Source organism: Streptomyces sp. NPDC001796 (assembly GCF_042892355.1).
Classification (GTDB): Bacteria; Actinomycetota; Actinomycetes; order Streptomycetales; family Streptomycetaceae; genus Streptomyces.
On the sequence record NZ_JBIAUC010000009.1, the window covers coordinates 305784 to 329223 of the forward strand.

General features: G+C 70.4%; 20 protein-coding genes and 1 pseudogene. 15 read left to right on the plus strand and 6 right to left on the minus strand.

Going from position 1 to position 23440, the window contains the following annotated elements:
- The first annotated feature begins 137 nt into the window (after positions 1–137).
- On the plus strand, positions 138–3278 hold the full coding sequence (locus tag ACFYZE_RS20990; protein WP_388995990.1) for a discoidin domain-containing protein: 3141 nt from the start codon (positions 138–140) through the stop codon (positions 3276–3278).
- A gap of 109 nt (positions 3279–3387) precedes the next feature.
- Here the strand turns inward: ACFYZE_RS20990 and ACFYZE_RS20995 are convergent, their stop codons facing one another.
- Entirely contained in the window at positions 3388–3795 is a 408-nt protein-coding gene (locus tag ACFYZE_RS20995) for a hypothetical protein (RefSeq protein WP_388995992.1), read from the minus strand.
- Positions 3796–3808: 13 nt separating this feature from the next.
- On the opposite strand from ACFYZE_RS20995, the gene ACFYZE_RS21000 reads away from it, so the two are divergent.
- The 5 genes and pseudogenes from ACFYZE_RS21000 to ACFYZE_RS21020 form a co-directional block, all read left to right on the plus strand.
- Positions 3809–4051, plus strand: coding sequence for a hypothetical protein (locus tag ACFYZE_RS21000; protein WP_388995995.1), 243 nt, complete (start codon positions 3809–3811; stop codon positions 4049–4051).
- A 73-nt stretch (positions 4052–4124) separates the two neighbouring features.
- Entirely contained in the window at positions 4125–4394 is a 270-nt protein-coding gene (locus tag ACFYZE_RS21005) for a hypothetical protein (RefSeq protein WP_388995998.1), read from the plus strand.
- A 150-nt stretch (positions 4395–4544) separates the two neighbouring features.
- Positions 4545–4790 carry a hypothetical protein gene (locus ACFYZE_RS21010; protein ID WP_388996001.1) on the plus strand — a complete coding sequence of 82 codons (246 nt, stop codon included), beginning with the start codon at positions 4545–4547 and terminating at the stop codon, positions 4788–4790.
- A 120-nt stretch (positions 4791–4910) separates the two neighbouring features.
- Complete coding sequence (locus ACFYZE_RS21015) at positions 4911–5630, plus strand: LytR C-terminal domain-containing protein (RefSeq protein WP_388996004.1); 720 nt, start codon at positions 4911–4913, stop codon at positions 5628–5630.
- An 18-nt stretch (positions 5631–5648) separates the two neighbouring features.
- Positions 5649–5772: pseudogene (locus tag ACFYZE_RS21020) on the plus strand (rod shape-determining protein RodA); the annotation flags it as partial.
- Between the two features lie 76 nt (positions 5773–5848).
- On the opposite strand, the gene ACFYZE_RS21025 reads toward ACFYZE_RS21020, so the two are convergent.
- Complete coding sequence (locus ACFYZE_RS21025) at positions 5849–6751, minus strand: hypothetical protein (protein ID WP_388996007.1); 903 nt, start codon at positions 6749–6751, stop codon at positions 5849–5851.
- Positions 6752–6871: 120 nt separating this feature from the next.
- Between ACFYZE_RS21025 and ACFYZE_RS21030 the strand changes: the two genes are divergently transcribed.
- Positions 6872–8299 (plus strand): FtsW/RodA/SpoVE family cell cycle protein, encoded by a 1428-nt coding sequence (locus tag ACFYZE_RS21030; RefSeq protein WP_388996010.1) that lies wholly within the window; start codon positions 6872–6874, stop codon positions 8297–8299.
- 37 nt (positions 8300–8336) lie between these two features.
- Complete coding sequence (locus ACFYZE_RS21035; RefSeq protein WP_388996013.1) at positions 8337–8783, plus strand: sec-independent translocase; 447 nt, start codon at positions 8337–8339, stop codon at positions 8781–8783.
- Between the two features lie 277 nt (positions 8784–9060).
- Here the strand turns inward: ACFYZE_RS21035 and ACFYZE_RS21040 are convergent, their stop codons facing one another.
- The 4 genes from ACFYZE_RS21040 to ACFYZE_RS21055 all read right to left on the minus strand — a co-directional run bounded on the left by ACFYZE_RS21040 (position 9061) and on the right by ACFYZE_RS21055 (position 13988).
- Positions 9061–9981 (minus strand): undecaprenyl-diphosphate phosphatase, encoded by a 921-nt coding sequence (locus tag ACFYZE_RS21040; protein ID WP_388996016.1) that lies wholly within the window; start codon positions 9979–9981, stop codon positions 9061–9063.
- A 175-nt stretch (positions 9982–10156) separates the two neighbouring features.
- Entirely contained in the window at positions 10157–12841 is a 2685-nt protein-coding gene (mgtA, locus tag ACFYZE_RS21045) for a magnesium-translocating P-type ATPase (RefSeq protein WP_388996019.1), read from the minus strand.
- Positions 12834–13196 (minus strand): ArsR/SmtB family transcription factor, encoded by a 363-nt coding sequence (locus ACFYZE_RS21050; protein ID WP_388996022.1) that lies wholly within the window; start codon positions 13194–13196, stop codon positions 12834–12836. The genes mgtA and ACFYZE_RS21050 overlap by 8 nt, the downstream gene beginning before the upstream one ends.
- A gap of 288 nt (positions 13197–13484) precedes the next feature.
- Positions 13485–13988, minus strand: a complete 504-nt coding sequence (locus tag ACFYZE_RS21055; protein WP_388996025.1) for an LURP-one-related/scramblase family protein — start codon at positions 13986–13988, stop codon at positions 13485–13487.
- 109 nt (positions 13989–14097) lie between these two features.
- On the opposite strand from ACFYZE_RS21055, the gene ACFYZE_RS21060 reads away from it, so the two are divergent.
- From ACFYZE_RS21060 to ACFYZE_RS21090, 7 genes are all read left to right on the plus strand, one after another.
- Positions 14098–14484: a hypothetical protein gene (locus ACFYZE_RS21060; protein WP_388996028.1), complete on the plus strand. Its 387-nt coding sequence runs from the start codon at positions 14098–14100 to the stop codon at positions 14482–14484.
- Between the two features lie 85 nt (positions 14485–14569).
- Positions 14570–14755, plus strand: coding sequence for a hypothetical protein (locus tag ACFYZE_RS21065; protein ID WP_388996031.1), 186 nt, complete (start codon positions 14570–14572; stop codon positions 14753–14755).
- A 4-nt stretch (positions 14756–14759) separates the two neighbouring features.
- Positions 14760–15821 carry an alpha/beta hydrolase gene (locus ACFYZE_RS21070; RefSeq protein ID WP_388996034.1) on the plus strand — a complete coding sequence of 354 codons (1062 nt, stop codon included), beginning with the start codon at positions 14760–14762 and terminating at the stop codon, positions 15819–15821.
- 415 nt (positions 15822–16236) lie between these two features.
- Positions 16237–20175, plus strand: coding sequence for a Pls/PosA family non-ribosomal peptide synthetase (locus ACFYZE_RS21075; protein ID WP_388996037.1), 3939 nt, complete (start codon positions 16237–16239; stop codon positions 20173–20175).
- A 17-nt stretch (positions 20176–20192) separates the two neighbouring features.
- Positions 20193–21617, plus strand: a complete 1425-nt coding sequence (locus ACFYZE_RS21080) for a M1 family metallopeptidase (protein WP_388996040.1) — start codon at positions 20193–20195, stop codon at positions 21615–21617.
- Positions 21618–21840: 223 nt separating this feature from the next.
- Positions 21841–22260, plus strand: coding sequence for a hypothetical protein (locus ACFYZE_RS21085; protein WP_388996043.1), 420 nt, complete (start codon positions 21841–21843; stop codon positions 22258–22260).
- A gap of 194 nt (positions 22261–22454) precedes the next feature.
- Positions 22455–23429, plus strand: coding sequence for a magnesium transporter CorA family protein (locus ACFYZE_RS21090; protein ID WP_388996046.1), 975 nt, complete (start codon positions 22455–22457; stop codon positions 23427–23429).
- Positions 23430–23440: the final 11 nt, after the last annotated feature.

Below are 23440 nucleotides of genomic sequence, written 5' to 3' on the forward strand. Positions count from 1 at the left end.
GACCCCCGGGTCGTGTGCATTGCCTTCTTTCATCACGCTGGGAATATTTTTCTTATCCAGATGGGAATCTTGCGACGTCTCATCATGCTCTGTACGGTCGAGGCGCCCGTCCCCCACATTCCCTGAAGGAGCATCCGATGCTTGAGATCCCAAGGCCTTTACGCGGCACGGGGCTCGCCCCGCGCCTGGCTGTGGCCCTTGTCGCCGCGCTCGGCCTGGTGTGGATGTCCTTCGCGCCGGCCGGCGCCGCCTCCCGCACCGCGGCTGCCCCACCGGCGTCGGCCGCCGACGCGGCGCCGGCCGCGAGCACACCGGCGGGCGCCACCACTCCGTTCACCACCTATGAGGCCGAGGCCGGCACCCTGGGCGGGGGCGCCGGCAGGGTGTCGCTGACCTCGGCGCCAACGACGCAGTACTCGAGCGCTGCACTCGAGGCGTCCGGGCACGCGTACGTCCACCTGGGCACCACCGGTCAGTCGGTGCAGTGGACGAACAACACGGGCCAACCCATCAGCTTCATCAACGTCCGGGCCAGCATTCCCGACTCCTCGTCGGGCGGCGGCACCACCGGCACGCTGAACCTGTACGTCAACGGCACCTTCCGGCAGGCGTTGAACCTCAACTCCAAGCAGACCTGGGTGTACGAGGGCAACAACAACTACAACACCAGCGACAACCAGAACCCGGCGGACGGCTCTCCGCGGGTGTTCTTCGACGAGTCGCACACGTTCGTCGTGGGCACGCCCATCGCCCCCGGCAGCACCTTCTCGCTGCAGAAGGACTCCTCGAACAGTGCGTCGTTCTACGACGTCGACGCCATCGACGTGGAGAACCCGCCGGCACCGATCGCCCAACCCGCCAACTCGATCTCCATCACCAGTTGCGGCGCGGTGTCCGACGACAACCCGACCAACGGGTCCGCCGACACCCAGTCGGTGGACAGCACCGCCGCCATCCAGAACTGCATCAACCAGGCGCAGTCCCAGGGCAAGATCCTCTGGTTTCCGCAGGGCACGTTCTACGTGAAGGGCACCACCGGCCTGCGCGCGCAGGGCATCACCATCGCCGGGGCCGGGATGTGGTACACCACGATCTACCGTGACGTGCCGGTGCCCAACAGCACCCCCCTGGCGGCGCTGTTCTCCCTGACCTCGTGCACCGTGCGGGACTTCCACATCGACGCCAACGCCGTCAGCCGCGGCACTGTCGGCGGCGACGGTGGCGCCATGGACACCACCGGCACCAACTGGGTGGCAGACGGCATCTGGACCCAGCACACCATGTCCGGCTTCTGGGCCTCGGGCACCGGCGGAAAGGTGCAGAACAGCCGCCTGACCTCGATCTGGGCCGACGGGATCAACCTGAACAACGTGTCGCTCGACGCGAACACCGGAAACGACCTGACCGCCACGAACAACTTCGTGCGCGGCACCGGTGACGACGCGATGGCGATCAACTCGGTCAACTACAACACCAGCGGCAGCACGACGACCTACTACAACCCGATGACCCACATCACCTTCACCGACAACACCGCGATCGCGCCGTGGGGCGGCAAGGGCATCGGGATCTACGGCGGAAGCGGCCACCAGGTCAGCAACAACTACATCAGCGACACCGCGCGGTACATCGGACTGGGCGCCGGCCGCTTCGGCGTCAACGGCAACGACCTGCTGTCCGCGACCGTGACCGGCAACGTCGTCGTCAGGTCGGGCGGCAACGCCTACAGCCAGGGCCAGCCCGCGCTGCACATCGGCAACGGCGGCGACGGCCAGAACACCGGCGTCGTCGACCACGTCACCGTCACCGGCAACACCGTGTCCGACTCCCTCTACGACGGGATCGGCTTCTCCACCTCGACCAACACGCTGCTGCAGAACAACACGATCACCAACCCCGGCCGCAACGGAGTGGTGATCGCACCGCCGTACTACCCTGCGCCCAGCGGATCCGCCACGATCACCGGAAACACCCTCACCGGACTGCACTCGGGGAACACCGCGTTCACCAACAACTCCAGCGGCTTCACCGCGACGGTGAGCGACAACAGCTGGCAGAACCCCGCGCCCGAGGGTCCCTACGGCGGCACTCCCGCGGCGGTGCCGGGCACCGTGCAGGCGGAGAACTACGACACCGGCGGTCAGGGCGTCGCCTACAACGTCAGCTCGGTCAACGGCAACGGCACCGCCTACCGCTCCGACGGCGTCGACCTGGAGACCACCTCCGACACCGGCGGCGGCTACAACCTCGGCTGGACCAGCAGCGGGCAGTGGTTCCGCTACACCGTGGACGTCGCCACGGCCGGCACCTACACCGTCAGCCTGAGGACCGCGGCTCCCGCCGCCGTGACCGACGCGTTGCACCTGTCCAACGCATCCGGAACCAACCTCAGCGGAGCGGTCGACCTCCCCGCCACCGGCGGCTGGCAGACCTGGACCACGGTCACCGCCAATGTCACACTCCCGGCCGGTCGGCAGGTCCTCACGCTCAACCAGGACAACAGCGGCTGGAATCTCAACCACCTCAGCTTCGCCGCGGCGAGCGGCTCCCCGTCGGCCACCTTGTCGGTCTCGCCGGCCTCGCTGACCTTCGCCGGCCAGACGCTGCACACCACCAGCGCGGCGCAAACGGTCACGGTGACCAACACCGGCACGGCGACAGCGACGATCTCCGGTGTCGCCGTCTCCGGTGACTACGCCCAGACCAACACCTGTGACACCTCCATTGCCGCCGGGGCCTCCTGTTCGGTCAGCGTCACCTTCACGCCGACCGCCTCCGGCACACGCACCGGCACACTCACCATCAACGGCAACGCCTCCAACAGCCCCACCACCGTGGCGCTGTCCGGCACGGGCGCCACCACCGGCACCAACCTGGCCGCCGGCAAGGCCACCAGCGAGTCCAGCCACACCCAGACGTACGCGTCGTCGAACGTCACCGACGGCAACCAGAGCACCTACTGGGAGAGCGCCAACAACGCCTTCCCGCAGTGGGTGCAGGTGGACCTCGGCTCCGCCCAGAGCGCGTCCCGCGTGGTCCTCCAGCTGCCCGCCGGCTGGGGTGCCCGTACCCAGACGCTGTCCCTGCTCGGGAGCACTGACGACGCCACCTTCACCACGGTCAAGGCGTCGGCGAGCTACACCTTCGACCCCGCCTCCAGCAACACGGTCACCATTACCTTCCCCACCACCGCCCAGCGGTACTTCCGGGTGAACATCACGGCGAACTCGGGGTGGCCGGCCGGGCAGCTCTCGGAGTTCCAGGTCTGGAGCTCCTGAATCGACCGGCATCTCACCGGTGCGTCCCTGCCGGTGTCTGTGCCTGCCGAAACTGACGGCATGACGGTGCCGCCGAGCACACAGGGCTCGGCGGCACCTTGAGTTCGGGTCAGTTCAGGTGTTCCAGACCTGGAACTCCGAGATCTGTCCCGCCGGCCAACCGGTGTTCGCCGTGCCCTTGCGCCGTCACCACCGTATCGTCAGCCGTCAACTCGCCCCTCGGACACTCCTTATAGCGATACGGGATCGAGGGCCTCGACCTAACGGTCGCGGTCCTCGTTGCGTTGTCGTAGGTGATCGTGATGCCCAGGGCTTCGTAGAGGGGCTCTTTCGTGTCGGCGTCGGCGGCTTGGATACCCTGAGTGATGCCTCCGAGCCTCTCAGTAATCTCCCGGATCTGGTCGTCCGAGAGGGGCGGTTTCTTCTTCCGGGTCACGGTGGGCGGTGCGTCGAGCTTCTTCTGGGCGCACGGGCAGGAGGACAGCAACTGGCCTTGGGTGCCGGAGATTCCGTTCACGTTCGATCATTCGGTGAGTACAGTTGATCTGACAGTCATCGCCGAGTCGAGCCAGGGCCGCCGGAACTCACCTCTCGGTTCCGCCACCCCGGACATCACCGTGATCCTCGGCCGGACGAACACCACACCGACCGTACGGCCACCCACGCCCGGCCCCGCCCCCAGGGCCGGCAGCGCCCGCTCCGCCGCCGACGCCCCGTGCTCCGTCGTTTCCAACGGCCGCCCCCCGGCAGGCAGCGACCGCCGGTACATGTGAAGTCCCAAGAAAATTGCATCACTTGCGCAATAATGAAACCGGTTGTAGACCGGGCCGAGGGGAGGGCCGTGCCATGCGAGACAAGTCAACGGCGGAGCATCTGCTGGAAGAACTGGCCGCAGAAGGTCCCTCGCCAGGCCCAGACGACCTGATCCGACACGTCTACCGGCCCGTGACCGTGTCCGACCCCGCCGGATGGCCGTGGCCGGGCATCATCACCGCCTGGTGGACCGACCACCGTGGCATCACCCTGTGCCGCCTGCGCCTGTCCGGAGTCCCGGCGCCGCGCTGGGCGGTCTACGACCCCGACCGGATCACTCTGCTGGTCAAGGGCGGCTGCTAGTGGTCCGGTCGGCGAGAAGGCCAGCCGTAGCACGACAGGCGATGTCGGCCTGGGGCTGCAATGCCCTGGGAAACGCGCCGGAGAGGGAAAGCACCCATGTCGCACGGCGACGCCCAACGACACGACGCGAATCTCCGGCTGGGAGCCGCGGTGGCCGAGATCGAAGGGCTCTATACGGCACTGCTGAGGGCCACATCCCCCCGACGGCAGCAGCGGCTTCGGGCCGAACTGGCACGCGCCGCCGAACGGCTTGCGGCGCTCGCGGCCGTTCCGGGCCAGAGGCGGGGAAGAGTGTCGCCGGTGCCCCCGAGGCGCACGCGCCAGGAGCGGCGCAGAGCGCTGGCCGAGCTGGGCGCGGCGTGGATCAACGAGCGCTACGGACGGAGCGCACGCTGACGCCATGGGGACACGTTTGCCAGATTGCGCAACCAATTGATCAATGATGCCTCGCTCCGCCTGATGGGGACTGACACTCCTCGACGGCGTCCCGGGCCTGACCGTTTGTGGGAGTGGGAGATGCCTGACCTGCGGGAGGGCTCCGCCGGCCGCGCCGCGCGCCGCCGTGGCACCCAGGTGCCCCGTCAGCGTACGGAGGGGTCCTCCGGCGGTCGGCCCCCCGGCCGGGAAGGCGCACGGCGCCGTGTCCGGCAGTCGTTGTTCGCGACCATCGCCAACGACCAGCCCCTGACCGGCGACTCGGGCAAGAAGTCCACGGCGGCCACCGCCACCGCCTCCCCCCGGGCGGTCGACCCCTCCCGGATCGCCGTGAAGATCGAGAACGGCACCGGCACCGGCGTGCCACGCGCCTCCGAACTCGCCACCACCCTCACCGGCAAGGGCTTCAGCTCGGGCACCACCACGGCCAACGCCCCCGGCACGACGCCCACCACCACCCTCACCTACGGCGCCGGCCAGAAACCCCAGGCCCAGGCGGTGGCCACAGCGCTCGGCCTGCCGTCCTCACACCTCAAGCAGGGCGGCACCGACGGCCTGACCCTCGTGATCGGCAGCGACTGGCCCAGCGGCACCACCTACCCCAGCGGCAACGGCGGCACCTCCTCCCCGGCGCCCGCCGACACCCATGCCGCGGTCACCAACGCCCATGCGGAGACCGCAGACCAGTCCAAGAGCTGCGCCCAGGTCAGCCCGTACAAGACCGTCCAGTTCAACGGCGTCAACATGACCCCCGCCCAGGCGTACGCCGCCGCAACCGGCCAGCCCGACTCGGACCGCTGACCCGCAGGCAACCCCCTCGCCGGCCCGGGCCCGGACCCGTCCGGTGTCGGCCACCACACCGACCAGGCCCGCATCGCCATCGGCTCCGGCGGCCTGAGCGGGCAGGGGCGCTTCCACGGGGGCGCAGACCACGGGGCAGTTCGCGGCTCCTCCATGTTCGCCGTGTGGATGGCCGTGGGGCTCCTTCAGTCGACAAGGGTCCAGCGGTCCGTGCGGGCCTAACCCAGTGCCACCGCCAGCGTCCCGGTCCGCCCGGGATCGGGTGCGGTGTGTGTCCAGCCCCGGTCCGAGGCGGTGCTGCTCCAGCGACGGCCCTCGAACGTCACGGACGCGGCGTGCAGTTCGGTGGCGTGGCAGACCAGCCACAGGGCGAGGGACCAGCCCGTGGAAGCCTGATCGGCCGCGATCGGGTAGCTGACGCTGCCGCCGGAGGCAGGCAGGGCGACCGGCGCGTCTCCGAACTCCCGCCGGACGGTTGCCGCGACACCGCCACCGTCACCGGCCTCGCTCACGGCGCCCGCCGCGCCGCTTCCTGCGTCGGAGGGGGCCGGATCGGCCCCGCTCACCGTGCAGCTCAGCGCCGGCCCCTCCCGCCCCGTCAGCACGTCGGCCAGCGTCGCCGCCATGTCCTCGTGCTGGGCGTACGCCTCCGGGTAGCCGCTGTGCTGGACCCGCTGCGCGGCGACGGTGACCGGCAGTGCGACGTAGTCCGGCACCTTCACCAGCGCGTCGAAGAACCTGCCCGACGCGTAGACGGGGTCGCGGATCTGCGCAGGGCTGCCCCAGCCCTGGGACGGACGCTGCTGGAACAGGCCGATTGAATCGCGGTCCCCGTAGGTGAGATTGCGGAGTTTGGACTCCTGGATCGCGGTCGCCAGGGCGATGGTGACGGCCCGTTCCGGCAGGCCGCGCGCGTGGGCCACGGCCGCGATGGTCGCGGCGTGGGACGCCTGGTCCGGGTCGAGCGTGACCGTCGTGCCGTCCGGGCCGTGCGCCGTGCACTCGTCGGGAGTCGTCGAGTGCATGAGCCGGACGGCGAGGTAGCTCACGAGCGCCAAGACCACGCTCACCCCGATCACCACCGCCCGCGCCTTGCGGCTTCCCCTCCTGCGTGCCGCCACGCCGACCCTCCTCTTACCTGCCCTCAGCTACAGTTCAGTTGCTTTGTTGCGCAACCTTATAACCTTGTTGGCCGTGGCCCGGAACGGGACTTCGGCGTAGAACCGATCGAGGGGGAAGGCATGACTGGTCGGCGTGGACCGGCGGAACCGGCCGTGCGGCCAAGCCGGTCAGGACGCCTGAGCGACCGGGACCTGGAGCTGGCCCTCCTGCTCGGCGCGGTCCTCATCTGCTGCTACGGCTATGCCGAGACGGCCCTCGCCGTCAGCGGCAAGCTGCCGCCGAGTATGGCGCTGACGTGCCTGGCGGCGGTCGCCCTGCCCGTGGTGTGCCATGTCGCCGTACGCCGGTTCGCGCCCAATGCCGATCCGCTGATCCTGCCGCTGGCCACCCTGCTCAGCGGTCTGGGGCTCGTCCTCATACACCGGCTCGACCTGGCCTACGCGGCGCACTACCGTCACGCGACGGCCGCGGCGTCCGGGCAGTTGATGTGGTGTGTCATCGCCGTGGTGGTGTTCGCCGCGGTGGTGGCCCTGCTCAGGGACCACCGCAGGTTGCAGCGCTATCCGTACGTCACGATCACCCTGGGACTCGTCCTGCTGATGGCGCCGGCCTTCTATCCCGGCGACGTCTACGGCGCCAAGCGGTGGATCTTCATCGGGCCGCTGTCCTTCCAGCCCGGCGAGTTCGTGAAGATCATCATCGTGGTGTTCTTCGCCGGATACCTGACGCTGCGCAGGGACGCCCTCGCGCTTGCCGGCCGGCGCGTCATGGGTATGTACCTGCCACGTGGGCGACAGCTCGGTCCGGTCGCGGCGGTGTGGATCCTCAGCCTGCTCGTCCTGATCTTCGAGCGGGACCTCGGCACCTCGCTGATCTTCTTCGGCCTGTTCGTGATGATGCTGTACATCGCGACCGAGCGCACCAGCTGGGTGGTGTTCGGCGTCGTGATGTTCGCCGTCGGCGCCTTCGTCGTCGGCTCCTTCGAACCGCACGTGCACGGCCGTGTCGTCGCCTGGCTGCATCCCATGGACATCTTCCTGCCGCCGGACAAGCGCCCGGCGGGACTGGTCTCGGACCAGGCCGCCCAGGCGTTGTTCAGCTTCGGCTCGGGCGGCATCCTCGGCGCCGGCCTCGGCCAGGGCCACCCGGAGCTCATCGGCTTCGCCGGACGCAGCGACTTCATCCTCACCACCGTCGGCGAGGAGCTCGGCCTGACCGGCGTCACGATCGTCATCCTGCTCTACGCGCTGCTCGCCGAGCGCGGCCTGCGGACGGCCCTGACGGTCACCGACCCGTTCGGCAAACTGCTCGCCGGCGGTCTGGCCGCGGCGCTGGTGCTGCAGGTCTTCGTCGTGTGCGGCGGTGTCACCGGGCTGATCCCGCTCACCGGAAAGGCCCTGCCGTTCCTCGCCCAGGGCGGCTCGTCCATGGTCGCCAACTGGCTGCTGGTCGCCGTCCTGATCAAGGTCAGCGACACGGCCCGACGGCCCCCGCCGGTGCCGGCCGCGGACGTCGCCGCCGCCGAGACCCAGTTGGTACGGCCGTGAGCCCGGCATCCCCTTCGGCGACAGAGCGGAGGCACCGATGTTGTTCGATGTGAGCCCCCTGGACCTGCTCGTCCTGGGAGTCATGATCATCCTGCTCTTCGGCCCCGACAGGCTGCCCGAGGTCATACAGAAGGTGACCGGGTTCCTGCGGAAGGTCCGCGCGTTCTCCGAGGCCGCCAAGGAGGACGTCCGCTCGGAACTGGGTCCGGAGTTCAAGGACCTGGAGCTGGAGGACCTGCACCCGAAGACGCTCGTGCGCAAGCACCTCCTCGACGGCGACGGCCTTGGGATCGAGGAGATCCGCTCCGCCCTGGACCCGAGGGCGGAACTGGCGGAACTGGCCGACGCGGTGAACGGTGAGCCGAGCGAGTCGACGGAGCGGGCCGCGCGAACTGAGCCGACCGGGCGGACTGGAAGTGGGGCGAGCCGAGTGGCCTCGCCGGAGCAGGCCCCCGGGCACGCCTACGATCCCGACGCCACCTGAGCGACGACGAGCGGTCGGGCGGTCTGGGCCGCACCGAGCGGTAGGGATACGGCTGAGGGCCGCCCGTCACTGGAAGGCGAACGCGCCGGCCCTCCGCGGAGGGCGAACGCGCGGCCCTCCGCCGGAGGGCGAAGGCATCGGCCCCTCCGCCCGAGGAGGACGGCGTGCCGCCTCGCCCCGCGTGGGCAGCCGCCCCTACGCCGGCATGAGGCAGACGCCCCTCACACTGGCGTGCACCAGCCGGCCGGCCCCCGGCCCGGCTCGAAGCAGGCGCCCCTTACGCCAAGGTGAAGTACGCGAGGCTGCCCAGGCCCGCCACCGAGCAGTAGATGGCGAACGGGATAAGGGTGCGGTTCTCGAAGTAGCGGACGAGGTAGCGGGTTGCGAGGTAGGCCGCCACGAACGCGGCCAGGCTGCCCGCCAGCAGCGGGCCGCGCAGGCCGTTGCCCTGTGCACCGAGCAGCGGCGGCAGCTTGAGCAGTGCGGCGCCGCCGATCACCGGCGTGGCGAGCAGGAACGCGAAGCGAGCGGAGTCCTCGTGGCCCAGGCCCTTGAAGATGCCCGCGCTGATCGTGGAGCCGGAGCGGCTGATGCCCGGGAGGAGGGCGAGGATCTGGGCCGCGCCGATCGTCACGGCCTGCCGGATCGTCATGCGGGTGATCCGCAGGTCCGACTGTTCCTCGGCCGACAGATGTTCCTCCCCGGGGGCGGTCACGGCCCCGGCCCTCCTGCGGCCGGTCCCGCCGCGCCGCAGCTGCTCGGTGACGAAGAGCACGATGCCGTTGAGCGCCAGGAAGATCGCGGTGGGGATCGGGCGCCCGAGCGTCGTGCGGAACACCTTGTCGAGCGCAACGCCGGCGACCGCGACCGGGACGCACGCGGTGACGATCAGCCAGGCGAGCCGCTGGTCCACGGTCTCGATCCGGCGCTGGGTGACCGACGTCGCGAGGCCGCGAATCACGCGGACCCAGTCCCGCCAGAAGTAGACGACGAGCGCGAGCGCGGTGGCCAGGTGGAGGCCGACCAGCTCGTTGAGGTAGAGGGACCCGTCGGCGGAGACATTCAGGTCGTGTTTCCAGTGCCCGCCGAGCAGCGCGGGTATCAGGATGCTGTGCCCCAGGCTGGAGACGGGGAACAGTTCGGTGACGCCTTGCAGCAGGCCGACGCCCACGGCTTCGGGATAGGTCAGAACGGACATCGGCCGGCCTTCGTCTCCAGGTGTGCAAGGGGGGCGGAGCCGAGGGCCCGCGCACGGCGGACGGCTCCGGCCGCGGAAGGTACTACAGGCAGGCAAGAAACCGGTCAGCCCACCCGAAGCGCCCGGCTCACGCTGCTCCCTCTTCGGACGTCGACAGCCGGACCGCCGCCAGGAATTACCCGGCTTGGCCCTGTTTGTTCCCGTCGAGCAGATTCCGTTCGTGGCGCTTGCGGGCGAGGACGAGCCCGGCGGCGTACAGCGCCAGGACGATGGTGAGAAGCAGGTAGTACTCCGGCGGGAGCACGGTGAGGCCGAGCAGCGGGCCGAGCGGGGAGACCGGCAGCACCAGACCGATGACCGCGAGGCCGGTCGCGGTCCAGCCGACCGGGCCGGGCGGGCGGTCCTGGAAGAAGCGGCGGCCGGTCCGCAGCAGCACCATCACCAGACTCTGGGTGATCAGGTTCTCGGTGAACCAGCCGGAGTGGAAGACCGCCTCGTCGTCGACCGGGCCCGGGCCGTGCAGGGCGAGGGCCAGGACGACGAAAGTGGCGAGGTCGGCCGCCGCGTTGAGGATGCCGAAGCCGGCGATGAAACGCAGCAGGGCGCGCGGGCGGAGGGCGACCGGGCGGCGCAGCAGGGCCGAGTGGGGGCGGTCGTAGGCGAAGGCGAGCTGCACCGTGTCGAAGCACAGGTTCTGCACCAGTACCTGCGCCGGGAGCATCGGCAGGAAGGGCAGCAGAAGACCGGCGGCCAGCATCGCGATGACGTTGCCGACGTTGGACGACAGGGTGATGCGCAGATACGTGGCGATGTTGCCGCCGCTGTGCCGGCCCGCCCGGATGGCGTGGTCGACGGCGGTGAGGTCCTTGTCGGCGAGCACGACGTCGGCACTTTCCCGCGCCACGTCGGTGGCGCCGAGTGGGGCGATGCCGACGTCGGCCGCCCACAGCGCGGACACGTCGTTGACCCCGTCGCCGAGGAAGCCCACGGTGTGACCGCCGGTGCGCAGCGCGGCGCTGATCCGGGCCTTGTGCTCGGGGGTGCAGCGGGCGAAGACGGTCGTTCGGCGGGCCAGCTCGGCCAGTTCGGCGTCGGTCAGACCGTCGATGCGGTCGGCGGTGACCACGGCGTCCTCACCGAGCGGGACATTCAGGTCGCGACAGGCCCGTGCCGCCGTGCCCGGGTGGTCACCGGTGAGGATCTTGACCGTGACGCCGCGTGCGGCGAGGGCGGCGAGGGCGGGCGCCGCCGTGGGCGCGAGGGCGTCGTGCAGGGTGACGAAGCCGCGGAAGTCCAGGCCGCGTTCATCGGCCGGGGTGTACTCGCGCAGCCGGACCGCGCGTTCGGCGGTGGCCACCGCCAGCACCCGCAGGCCGTCCCGCGCGGCGCGGTCCGCGAGGTCCGTCAGGCGCCGCACCTCCGCCGGCTCCAGCGCACAGCGCTCCAGGACGGCCTCCACGGCGCCCTTGACGACGAGCGTGTGCGCGCCCAGCCGGCCGGGGGTGCGCACCACGGCCGTGGACAGCCGGCGCACGGGGTCGAACGGGAGCGCCGCGGCCCCGTCGTACGCCATCAGGTCGTCCTCGTCGACCGCGTCCAGGAGCGCCTCGTCCAGCGCGTCGGGCTCGGGCAGCTCGGCGAGCTGAAGGGTCCACCAGGCGTTGACGGCGGCCCAGCGCACCACCTCGGGATCGGCGTCGCCCGCGGTGTCCAGGCCCCGCTCGACCACCGGCCGGTCCTGGGTGAGCGTGCCCGTCTTGTCCAGGCACAGCAGGTCGACCGCGCCCAGGTCGTGCAGGGCCGGGAGCCGTTTGACGATCACCCCGTGCGTGCGGGCCAGCAGCGACGCGCCGCGCGCCAGACACGTCGTGACGACGACCGGCAGCATCTCCGGCGTCAGCCCCACCGCCACCGCCACCGCGAACGGCAGGGTCTCCAGCCCCCGGTCGCGCAGCGCGGCGTTGGCCATAAGCACCAGCGGCGGGGTGAGCAGCATGAACCGGATCAGGATCCACGAGATGCCGTGCACCGACCGGTCGAAGGCGCTCCGCTCGCGCCGGCCCACCGTACGGTCGTGTGCGGCCGCGAACCGGGTGCGCCCGCCCGTCTCCATCACGACGGCGGTGCCGCTGCCGGTGGCGACGCTGCTGCCCTGGAAGCACAGCTGCGGCTGCTCGAACACGGCGGCCGGGGCCGGCCCGGCGACGTCCGCCGTGTGCTTCGCAACCGGGGCCGACTCACCGGTCAGCGCCGACTGGTGCACGGTGAGTCCCCGCGCGCGCAGCAGCCGTACGTCCGCCGGGACCAGGTCGCCCGGGCCGAGCTGGACGATGTCCCCGGGGACCAGGTCCTCCACCGGGATCTCCTGCGGCTCGGGCGCCGCGTCGTCGGCGGACCTGCGCAGCACGGTGGAGGTGGTGGCGACCAGCTCGCGCAGATGAGCCATGGACTGGTCGGCCCGGCGCTCGCCGGAGGCCCGCAGCACCGTGCTGATCACGACCAGCACGAGGATCACACAGGCAGTGGACCAGGCGAGCACAAATGCGGAGACCACGGCGAGGCAGAGGAGCACCGCGGTGAAGGGGTCGCGCAGGCCGCGCAGCAGCAGGCGCGGCCAAGAGGCGTCCTCACGGGCGGGCAGCGTGTTGCCCCCGAAGCGGGCCAGGCGCAGCGCGGCCTCGTCCTCCGTCAGCCCGCGCGGCCCGGTGTCCAGCCGCCGCAGCACCTGCAGTGCCGTGCCCGCGTCCGACGCCCCGGCGGGCGTCCGCGTCGCGGTGTCACGCGGCGTGCGCGTGCCCGGTACGCCCCCGGACACCGGCGTCGCAGCGTCCTCTCCCCAGGCCGGGGCGCTCCTAGGCATCGGTCCCCTGCAATCCACCCTCGACAGCGGTCGGTTCCGCGGCGCGCCGGGACAGTTGGCCGACCATCACCCGCACGACGGCGACGACATCGGGGTCGTCGACGTAGTAGATCTGTCGTCGGCCCTCCCGGCGGGAGCGGACAAGACCCGCGAGCTTCAGTTTGGACAGGTGCTGGCTGACGGCCGGGAGCGCCCCGCCGATCCGGTCCGCCAGCGCGCTCACGTCGCTCTCGCCCTGGGCCAGGGCCCACATGATGTGCAGCCTCGGCGCCGCGGCCAGCAGCCCGAAGGCGGCGGCCGCCTCCGCGAGCACATCGGTGGACGGATCCTCGAAGCCGCCGAAGATCTGCGCCACAGTCCCCTCCCTCTCGCCACCGGCCCACCAGGGTCGCCCGCAGCACGCGGCCACCAGTCTAGGCGTCACCTGCCGGACGTCTCGGCCGTCGGCTGTGAACCTCGGCGGGCTCCGTGTTCCTTGATCGACTCGGCGCGTTCGACGGTTTCGCCGACGTCGTGGCGCCTGGCGCGCTGTCCGTCCGGGGCAGGGGCGGGCGGGTTTCGGTGCGTCTGCCGAGCGGGCCGGAGGCCGTCGCACGACCGGTTGTGCCCGGGCCGGGGTATTGCCCACCTGACGCACGGCGGGTCAGAGATCGGTGAGTTGTTCGCTCTTGCGGTCCTCGATGATGTGGTCCACACACACGGCGAGGATGATCAGCAGCAGTCCGTCCGGCTCGTACATCACGTCCACCGCGTAGGCGTCGCGGATGCTGAACCAGCGACGCGAGATGTGGGCCAGGGTGGTGCCGTTGTCCGTGATGTCGAACTCGCGGTCCCAGAGGTTGCCGGACACCCGCAGCCGACGCCCGTCCCGCAGGGTCACCTTGAAACGGTCGCCGAAGATGCGGAACCTCCGCTTGCTGATGCGGCCTATGGCCTCGCCGTTCTGCTTGATCAGAATCGTGTGATGAAGGGTCAGGGCCTTCTTCACGATGCTCGCCACCTGCTCACCCCGAGCGTCCACGAAGTGGAACGTGGTGCGCAGTCGCATCAGTTTGCGATCGACCTTGATCACCTTCTGCCGGTGCTCCGTCTCGACCCAGGCCTCCCCGTGGAACGCCGGCAGGAGATCACGTACCAGGTAACGCATGGAGTACCCCGTCCGGATCCGGAGATGGCAAGCACCATCCGTCCGCGATAATAGTTGCGCCGTTGCGCAAGACAGCAAGGGCATCCGCACGTGAAACGGGGAGTCACACATGGCCACTGCACACCGCCGCCCTATGAAGAGCCGCGCGGCGGCGCTACTCCTGACGCTGCTGCTCGGACTGGGCCTGACGGTGACACCGGCGGCCGCCGCGACCGACACCCTGCAGCGGGCGACGGCGGCCGTCACCACCGTACGCACCGGGTACGCGTCGCCGCACACCGCCTCCGACCTCAGCCTCCGCCACCCCATGTCCCGGCATCACGCCTCGCCGGCTCGGCTCCGCACCTCGAAGACCAGGAAGAAGAGCGGCTTCTTCAAGAAGCTCGGCATCTTCCTCCTGGTCATCGTCATCCTGGGCATCCTCTTCATCGCGCTGCTGGTCTGGTTCCTGGTCCGGCTCGTCCGCAGGGCCTTCTCCCGCGGTGGCCGGCGCTGAGCCGGCGACCGGCCGTGCACCCTTGAGGCCGTTGCACCCGGACGTCAGGAGCGCGCCCTGTGTCTTCCTCGTCCGGCTTCGGGCCGTGGCCACGAGACACGACAAGCTCGCCGTCCGCTACGAGGCCGCTGTGCCGGCCGCGGTCCTCAACGCACGGCTGCTCCTACCCGACCGGGCGGCGATCGTGTCCCAGTACCCTCCGACACAGGGGGCGATCATGAAGGAGCGGACGGGATCGCCCCCTTTGTTCTCGACCTGGTTGCAGAGGTGACCGTGTGGCTCTGACCGGAACGTCCTTCTTCGCGGTACTCGTGATCGCGGCCGTCGTGGCGGTGATCGGCACGATCGCCCTGTGGTCCTGGGTGCGCGGACCGAAGGTCGTGCGCTGGCTGGTGCACGGTGTGATGATCGGTGTGTGCCAGCTGACGGCCATCTGTGTCGTGGCGACGTGGATCAACAACAGCTACGGCCTGTACGCCTCCTGGTCCGATCTCCTCGGTAACACGAACAACGGCAACGCGGTGGCGATGCCCGGACCGCCGATATCCCGTGCCAAGTTCAACCACGCCACCCAGGACGGGGTCCTCGACACCTACTTCCACGGGCGGCGTTCGGCGCTGTCCGGTCAGGTGCTGGTGTGGACGCCGCCGCAGTACGACCAGGCCGCCTACCGCACGAAGCGCTTCCCCGTGCTGATGCTGCTGCACGGGGTGCCCGGCTCGCCGCAGTCCTGGCTGGAGCACGGCGGGATGCCGGGGGCGTTCCAGGACCTGCTGAACCAGCGGAAGGTGAACCCGTTCATCCTCGTCATGCCGGTGGTCAACCCTGGCAGCGTGGACACCGACTGCAGCGACCTGCCCCAGCGCAAGGTGGCGACCTGGCTCTCTTCCGACGTACCGGACCTGATCCGGCAGAAGTTCCGCACGCTGTCCGGTCCCCGCGGCTGGGGTGTGATGGGCTACTCCACGGGCGGCTTCTGCTCCGCGAAGCTGCCGCTGCAGTACCCGAAGGTCTTCGGCGCGGGCGCGGCCCTCGACCCCGACCCGCTCACCGGCGACCGATCCGTCATTCCGGATGCGGCCCAGCGGCGGGTGAACAGCCCGATGTACCTGGTCCGGCACACCCGCGCACGGGTCAGCCTGTTCCTTGCGACCTCCCGGCAGGACCGGTTCAGCCCCGCCCCGGCCATCGAGGAGTTCGCATCGGCGTCCGCGGCGTCGCCCGTGCGGGTGCGGACCCTGCTGCTGCCGAGCGGCGGTCACAACTACAACACGTGGTCGGCGGAGTACCCGGCGGCCTTCGGCTGGTTGAACCAGTGGCTGTCGGCGCCGCGTTGAGTCCGTGCCCCGCCTCGGCGGACCCGCGCCGCGAGCGCCTCTGACGCCCGCTCGCCGAAGAGGACGGAGCGCCGGCGGCCCGGGGGTCCGTGCCAGCCCAGGAGCCGGGGCCGCTGCGGCAACGCACGGTCCGCCCGTAGGGCTGAGGGGCGGCCGCAGCTGCCGACGGCTGTGGTCCACAGAGCTCACACGACAAAAATGAACCAGATTCTCTTTGAATTCTTTTAGAAATCGGAAGGAGCGTGTGGAAGGCAACTCGAAATCGCTCACCATGGTCTATGGTTCGTCAATTTCCTCCCATGGGCGGGCAGTAAATCAATTGCGTGGAGTTGGTGAACGTCTCGGCGGCCAAGAGCATCTGATGGCCCGTAAGGGGTTTGGAAGCCCGTCAGTACCGAAAGCCCGAGGCACGACTTTGACATCGACCGCACTCGATGCCCCGCCACCGTCCCCCGAGTCCTCCGGAGAGCGGGCCCTGTTCCGCTCTGCGGCGGCCGCGTCGCCCCGCACCCTTGTAGACGTCCTGCAGGCCACCGCCGCCGTGCACCCGGACGCACCCGCCCTGGACACCGGCGCCGAGGTGCTGACCTACCTCGAACTGTGCGCCGAGGTCCGCCGACGCGCTCGGCGGCTCAACGAGCAGGGAATCGGCCCCGGCGACCGGGTCGGCATACGAGTGCCCTCGGGCAGCGCAGAGCTGTATCTGTCGATCCTGGCCGTACTGCACTGCGGCGCGGCCTATGTCCCGGTCGACGCCGACGACCCCGAGGAACGCGCCGCCACCGTGTTCCGCGAGGCCGGCGTGTGCCACGTCCTGGGGACGCACCCGCAGCCCGCCGACCTCGCGACGCCGTCCGGAGCGGCGGCGGGATCCGCGCCCGCACCCGGGGACGACGCATGGATCATCTTCACGTCCGGTTCGACCGGCGCGCCGAAGGGCGTGGCCGTCACCCACCGGTCCGCCGCGGCCTTCGTGGACGCCGAGGCGGCGCTGTTCCTGCGCGACCGTCCGCTCGGCCCCGGCGACCGCGTGCTGGCGGGACTGTCCGTCGCCTTCGACGCCTCCTGCGAGGAGATGTGGCTGGCATGGCGCTCCGGCGCCTGCCTGGTGCCGGCCGAACGGGCCCTGGTACGGGCCGGCCACGAACTGGGCCCCTGGCTCGAGAAGCGCGACATCACCGTTGTCTCCACCGTCCCCACCCTGCTGGCGATGTGGCCCCAAGAGGCGCTGACCCGGGTGCGGTTGCTGATCCTCGGCGGCGAGGCCTGCCCTCCCGGTCTCGCCGAACGATTCGCCCGCCCCGAGCGTGAGATGTGGAACACCTACGGCCCCACGGAGACCACCGTCGTGGCCTGCGTCGCCCGCCTGGAGCCCGGGCAGCCGGTGCGCATCGGACTGCCGCTGGCCGGCTGGGAGCTGGCAGTGGTGGACGAGACCGGGGAACCGGTGACGCACGGCGAGCAGGGCGAACTGGTCATCGCCGGCGCTGGAACCGCACGGTACCTCGACCCAGTCAAGGACGCGGAGCGCTTCCGACCGTGCCCGGCGCTGGACTCGCCGCGCGCCTACCACTCGGGCGACCTGGTGCGCGCCGACGCCGAGGGACTGGTTTTCGTCGGACGCATCGACGACCAGGTCAAGCTCGGCGGACGCCGTGTCGAACTCGGTGAGATCGACGCGGCGCTCCTCGCCCTGCCGGGTGTGCGCGGCGCGGCCGCGGCCGTGCAGTCGACCGCGGCCGGTGCCCAGGTACTCGTCGGCTACATCCTCCCGCAGCAGACGGCCGACGGCCGCTCCGTCTTCGAAGCCGACAAGGCCAGGGCACGACTGAGTGAGTGGCTGCCCGCACCGCTGGTACCGGTCCTGGCCGAGGTGACGGACCTGCCGACGCGGGCGTCCGGGAAGGTCGACCGGAAGGCGCTGCCCTGGCCGGTGCCCCTGGCCGGCGGCGACCACGGCGGCGACACGGAGCACCGTCTGCACGGGACGGCCGCACGGCTGGCCGACGTCTGGGAGCAGTTGCTGGGCCTGCGGCCCGGCCGCGACAGCCATTTCGTGGATCTCGGCGGTAGCAGCCTGACCGCCGCCCGGATGGCCTCGATGCTGCGCGAGGAGTATCCGGGTCTCTCCGTCGCCGACCTCTACCGGCACCCCGTGCTCCAGGACATGGCCGACCATCTCGACTCCCTGGCCGGCGCCGTGCGCGAGGTGCGCCCCGCCCGGCCGGTACCCCGGCGGACCGCTGTCGTCCAGTTCCTTGTCACCCTGGCCGGTTACGGGATCACCGGGCTGCGCGGCCTGGTCGGCCTGGCGACGGCGGACAACGTGCTCGGCTGGATCACCCCGCACCGCTGGGCCCCGCACACCTCCTGGTGGCTCGTCCTGGTGGGCTGGGTGGTGCTGTTCAGCGCACCGATGCGCTGCCTGATCGGCGCGGTCCTCGCCCGTACGCTGGCCGGCTCGCTCACCCCGGGCGCGTATCCGCGCGGCGGACGTGTCCATCTACGGCTGTGGACCGCGGAACGGGCGGTGACCGCTTTCGGCGTGGCCGCCCTGCTCGGCACCCCGTGGGCCGCTTGGTACGCCCGGATCCTCGGTTGCCGGATCGGACGCGACGTACAGCTGCACACCATGCCCCCGGTGACGGGCCTGGCCGAACTGGGCGACGGCTGCAGTATCGAGCCCGAGGCGGACATCGCAGGCTGGTGGCTCGACGGCGACACCCTGCACATCGGCACTGTCACCATCGGTCCGGGCGCGCGGGTGGGCCACCGCAGCACTCTGCTGCCGGGCGCCGTGGTGGGGCGCGACGCGGAACTGACCGCCGGCAGCTGTCTGGACGACCGGATCCCCGACGGCCATGTGTGGGCCGGTTCCCCCGCCAGGCCGGCCGAGCCCGTCGAACGCCTCACGGATGTCGGCCGGCCCGCCCGGCCGGCGGACCGCTCGCGCCGCTGGCACCTGGCCTACGCGCTGTCCCTCGGCCTGCTGCCCCTGCTGTCCCTGCTCGCGGCGGCCCCGGCGCTGACCGTCGCCTGGCTGCTGGTGCGCGATACACCGACGCTGCCAGGCGCCGCCGGTCATCTGCTCGCCGCCGCACCGCTGCTCGCGGTCCTGACCACGGTGTGCGGGATGCTGATCACCGCTGTCACCGTGCGTCTGCTGGGCCGGTCGATCAAGCCCGGTCTGCACCGCGCGGACGGGGGAGTGGCCTGGCGGGCGTGGCTGGTGACCCGGCTGCTCGACGGTGCCCGCGGCAGCCTGTTCCCCCTGTACGCGAGTCTGGCCACGCCGTACTGGCTCCGTCTGCTCGGCGCGCGCGTCGGCCGAGGCACCGAGATCTCTACCGTGCTGCCGCTGCCGTCCCTGCTCGAGGTGGACGACGGGGCCTTCCTGGCCGACGACACGCTCGTCGCACCGTTCGAACTGCGTAACGGATGGATGCGGCTGGGGCCCGTGCGTATCGGGGCGCGCGCGTTCGTCGGGAACTCGGGCATCGTCGCACCCGGCCGCAACGTCCCCGACCGGGCACTCGTGGGTGTGTTGTCCGACGCACCGGCCCAGGGCAGGCCGGGCATGTCCTGGATCGGGCGGCCCGTGATGCCGTTGCCGCGCGTGCCCGGCAGCACCGACCCGGCACGGACGTTCGCCCCGCCCCGGCGGCTGGTGGCGGCCCGCGCGGCCGTGGAGATGTGCCGGCTGCTGCCCGTCATCCTGGGCACGCTCCTGGCCGAGTGCCTGTTCCTCGCCGAGCAGGAGGCCCTGGACCGCGGCGGCCTTCCCCTGGCCGCGCTCGTCGGCGCCCCTTTGCTCCTTGCCGCGTCCGTACTGGCCTGCCTGACCACGACCGGCGCCAAGTGGCTGCTCGTGGGCCGCTTCCGGCCGGTCGAGCGGCCCCTGTGGTCGTCGTTCGTGTGGCGCAACGAGCTGTTCGACACGTTCGTGGAGGTGCTGGCCGTGCCGTGGGGCGCCGGGGCGCACCTGGGCACGCCCGCATTGAACTGGTGGCTGCGCACGCTCGGCGCGCGCGTCGGCCGTGGGGTGTGGTGCGAGACGTACTGGCTGCCGGAGACCGATCTGGTCAGCCTCGGCGACGGGGTCAGCGTCAACCGCGGATGTGTGCTTCAGACGCATCTCTTCCACGACCGGATCATGCGGATGGACACCGTGCATCTGGCCGCCGGAGCGTCCCTCGGCCCGCACAGCATCGCCCTGCCCGGCACCACGATCGGCACCGGTGCGTCCGTCGCCGCGGCCTCCCTCGTGATGCGCGGTGAGACGGTGCCCGACGGCACGCGCTGGGCCGGCAACCCCATCGCCGGCGTCTCCGCGACCGGCACCGCCGCTCGGTGAACCGGAGGCGAAGCCGCATGACGTGGTGCAGCCGACGCGCGTTGATCCGCGGCGCGGCGCTCACCCCCTTGGCGGTGACAGCCGCGGACCGCCTGCCCCGGCAGGCCGAACGCTACTTCGCGAGCCATGGCACCTACGATCACCGCACCCGCGCCTACGACCTGCACCTGACGTACGACCCGGCCGCCGGCATGCTCGACGGCCGGGCGCACATCCACGCGGTTGCCGGGCGGACGCTGCGGCAGGTCCACCTAGACCTCGCGAAGCTGAGCGTCCACGATGCCCGGGTCGACGGGGTCTTCGTGCGCCCGGGCCGGAAGGGGCACAAGCTGGTCCTGCCCGCGCCGCGACCGATCGCGGCGGGCACGCCGTTCACCCTGGAGCTCGGCTACGGCGGCCGGCCGGGCCCGGTGCGCACGCCGTTCGGCCAGATCGGCTGGGACCGCACAGGCGACCCGCACGACGGCACCCTGGTGGCCGCGCAGCCGCTCGGCGCCCCGTCGTGGTTCCCGTGCAACGACCGGCCGGACGACAAGGCCGAGTTCACCTTCCGGGTGACCGTGCCACGCGGCCACCAGGCGCTCGCCAACGGCACACTCCTGGAGCGGAGCAGTACGGGGTCCACCGAGTGCTGGACGTACCACCACCCGGGCCCCATGGCTCCCTATCTCGCCGCGCTGTACACGGGCCGCTTCACCCACGAGACCTGGCAGGCCCGCGACACCACGACCGGCCGGCGGGTCACCGGCCGTAACGCCTACCCCGTCCACCTCTCCCGGCAGGCCCGGTACGATCTGGCTCGCCAGCCCGAGATGTTCGAGACGTTCACCGGCTGGTTCGGTCCGTATCCTTTCGAGACGTACGGCGCGGTCGTGGTGGACGCCGACCTCGACCAGCCCGTCGAGAACCAGACCATGTCCGTCTTCGGCCGCAACCACGTCGACGGCGACCGGACGTGGGAGACGCTCGTCGCCCACGAACTCGTCCACCAGTGGTACGGCAACAGCGTGAGCCTGCGGGACTGGCGGGACATCTGGCTCAACGAGGGCTTCGCCACCTACGGGGAGTGGCTGTGGTCGGAGCACATCGGCGAGGACTCCGCCGACACCATCGCCAGGGCAGCCTGGCACACGCTGGCGAAGAACCACGACGGCCTGCGGATCGCCGACCCCGGACCGGACCGCATCTTCGACGACCGCGTCTACGCCCGCGGCGCGTGCACCCTGCACGCGCTGCGCCTGACACTGGGCGACGAGCGGTTCTTCGCGATGCTGCGCGCCTGGCACCACATCCACCGCGGTAACAGCACCGACACCGCAACCTTCATCGCCCACGCGGGACGCTCCACGCCTGCGCCGGTAGAGCCGCTGCTCAGTGCCTGGCTCTACGACAGACACCTCCCGCCGCTGCCCCCGCCATGCGCTGAGAGCACGCGGAGCTGACGTCGGCGGCCCGCCGCCGGGTCCGGCACTGTCAGCACGAGTAACCCGTGGCTTCGGGTCGGGTCTCGGCGGCCGCTGCGATGGTTCGGCTGTTGCAACACAGTGACAAAGCACCTACAACGTGTCCGTGTGATGGAACGTCTTTTTCGGTGAGACCGCGCCAATGGCGCCTACCTCGCCTTTGGCTCAAAGCCTGCCATTCCATATTGAGAGGGGCAGAACAGTGATCGTCGTCAAACGGCACACTGTGCGCATCGCGGTGGTCGGCGCCATCAGCGCCATCTCCGTCGCCGTGGCGGGGAGCGCAATGGCGGCCACCCCGGCCGGCCACATCGCACTCCCCGCCGCCGCGCACGCGGCCGCGGCCGTCAAAGCCGGCATCACCGCCAAACCGTCGGTGTCCTCGGTCCGGGCCTGGGACCTGTTCCGGGTAACCGGCAAGACCGCCGGCCTCAAGGCGGGCAGCAAGGTGACGCTCCAGCAAAAGCAGCACGGCAACTGGGTCACGCTGCCCGCCAGCGCGCCCATCTCGCGCAGCGGCTCCTACTCGCTGGGCGTCAAGCTCGGCCTGAAAGGGAAGAACGGCCTTCGCATCGTCAGCGGCAACACGGCCTCACCGGTCTTCAGCGTAACCGTTCGATAGGCCCGCTGCCGCAGGAGCCGACCTCAACGGACGTTGTCCGGCAGCAGCGCACGGGTGGCCCGGTACATCAGCGAGGTGATCACCCGTGCAGCATGCCAGGCACTGCCGATATCTCGGCGTACAGGCTCCCTCCTTTAGCGATGACTTCGCGAGCCCCACAGGCTTCTTACCGAGGCGGCTTATGGTGCGTCGCCATGACTCGTACACGGCTCTACCGCAACGGCTCCCTGATCCTGGAGGACTTTCCGACCGCCGACATCTCGGAATACGTGAACGATCCGGATGTGGCGGTCTGGCTCGACCTGTGCGATCCGTGCTCCGCCGATTTCGCGATGAGCAGCGAGGAGTTCGGTCTGCACGAGCTCGCGGTGGAGGACGCGCGTCACGAGCATCAGCGGCCAAAGCTGGACCGCTACCGCACCCATGCCTTCCTCAGCGCCTACGCCATCAGCGTGGACGAGGCCGGTGGGCATTTGACCGCAAGTGAATTGTCCGTATTCATAACCCCCACGGCGTTGATCACCATCCGCCCCGACCGCCGGTTCGACATCGAGAAGGTCGTCGAACGCTGGGACAACAACAGCGATCTCGCCAAGTACGGAGTGGGATTCCTGCTGCACGGACTGCTGGACCACATCGTTGACGGGCATTTCGCCGCCGTGCAGGACCTCGACGACCGGATCGAAGCGGTGGAGGATCTGCTTTTCGACGAGGGGCGCGAGCAGATGGACTCCGTCCAACGGGACTCCTACGCGCTGCGCAAGAACCTCACCAAAGTGCGCCGCGTGGTGCTGCCGATGCGGGAGGTCGTCAATAGCCTTCTCCGGCGTGACCTGCACATCGTCGCCGAGCCCTTGCTTCCCTATTACCAGGACGTGTACGACCACGTCCTCAGGGCCACCGAGTGGACCGAGTCACTGCGGGACATGATCACGTCCATCATGGAGACCAATCTGACCGTACAGGGCAATCGCATGAACCTGATCATGAAGAAGGTCACCAGTTGGGCGTCGATAGTGGCCGTGCCCACGGCCGTCACCGGTTTCTACGGACAGAACGTTCCGTATCCGGGTGTCAATACTCACGTCGGCTTCCTCACTTCCACCGGTGTCATGGTCGTCGCATCCGTGCTGCTCTACTGGGTCTTCAAACGTAAAGACTGGATATGACCCCGGGCCCC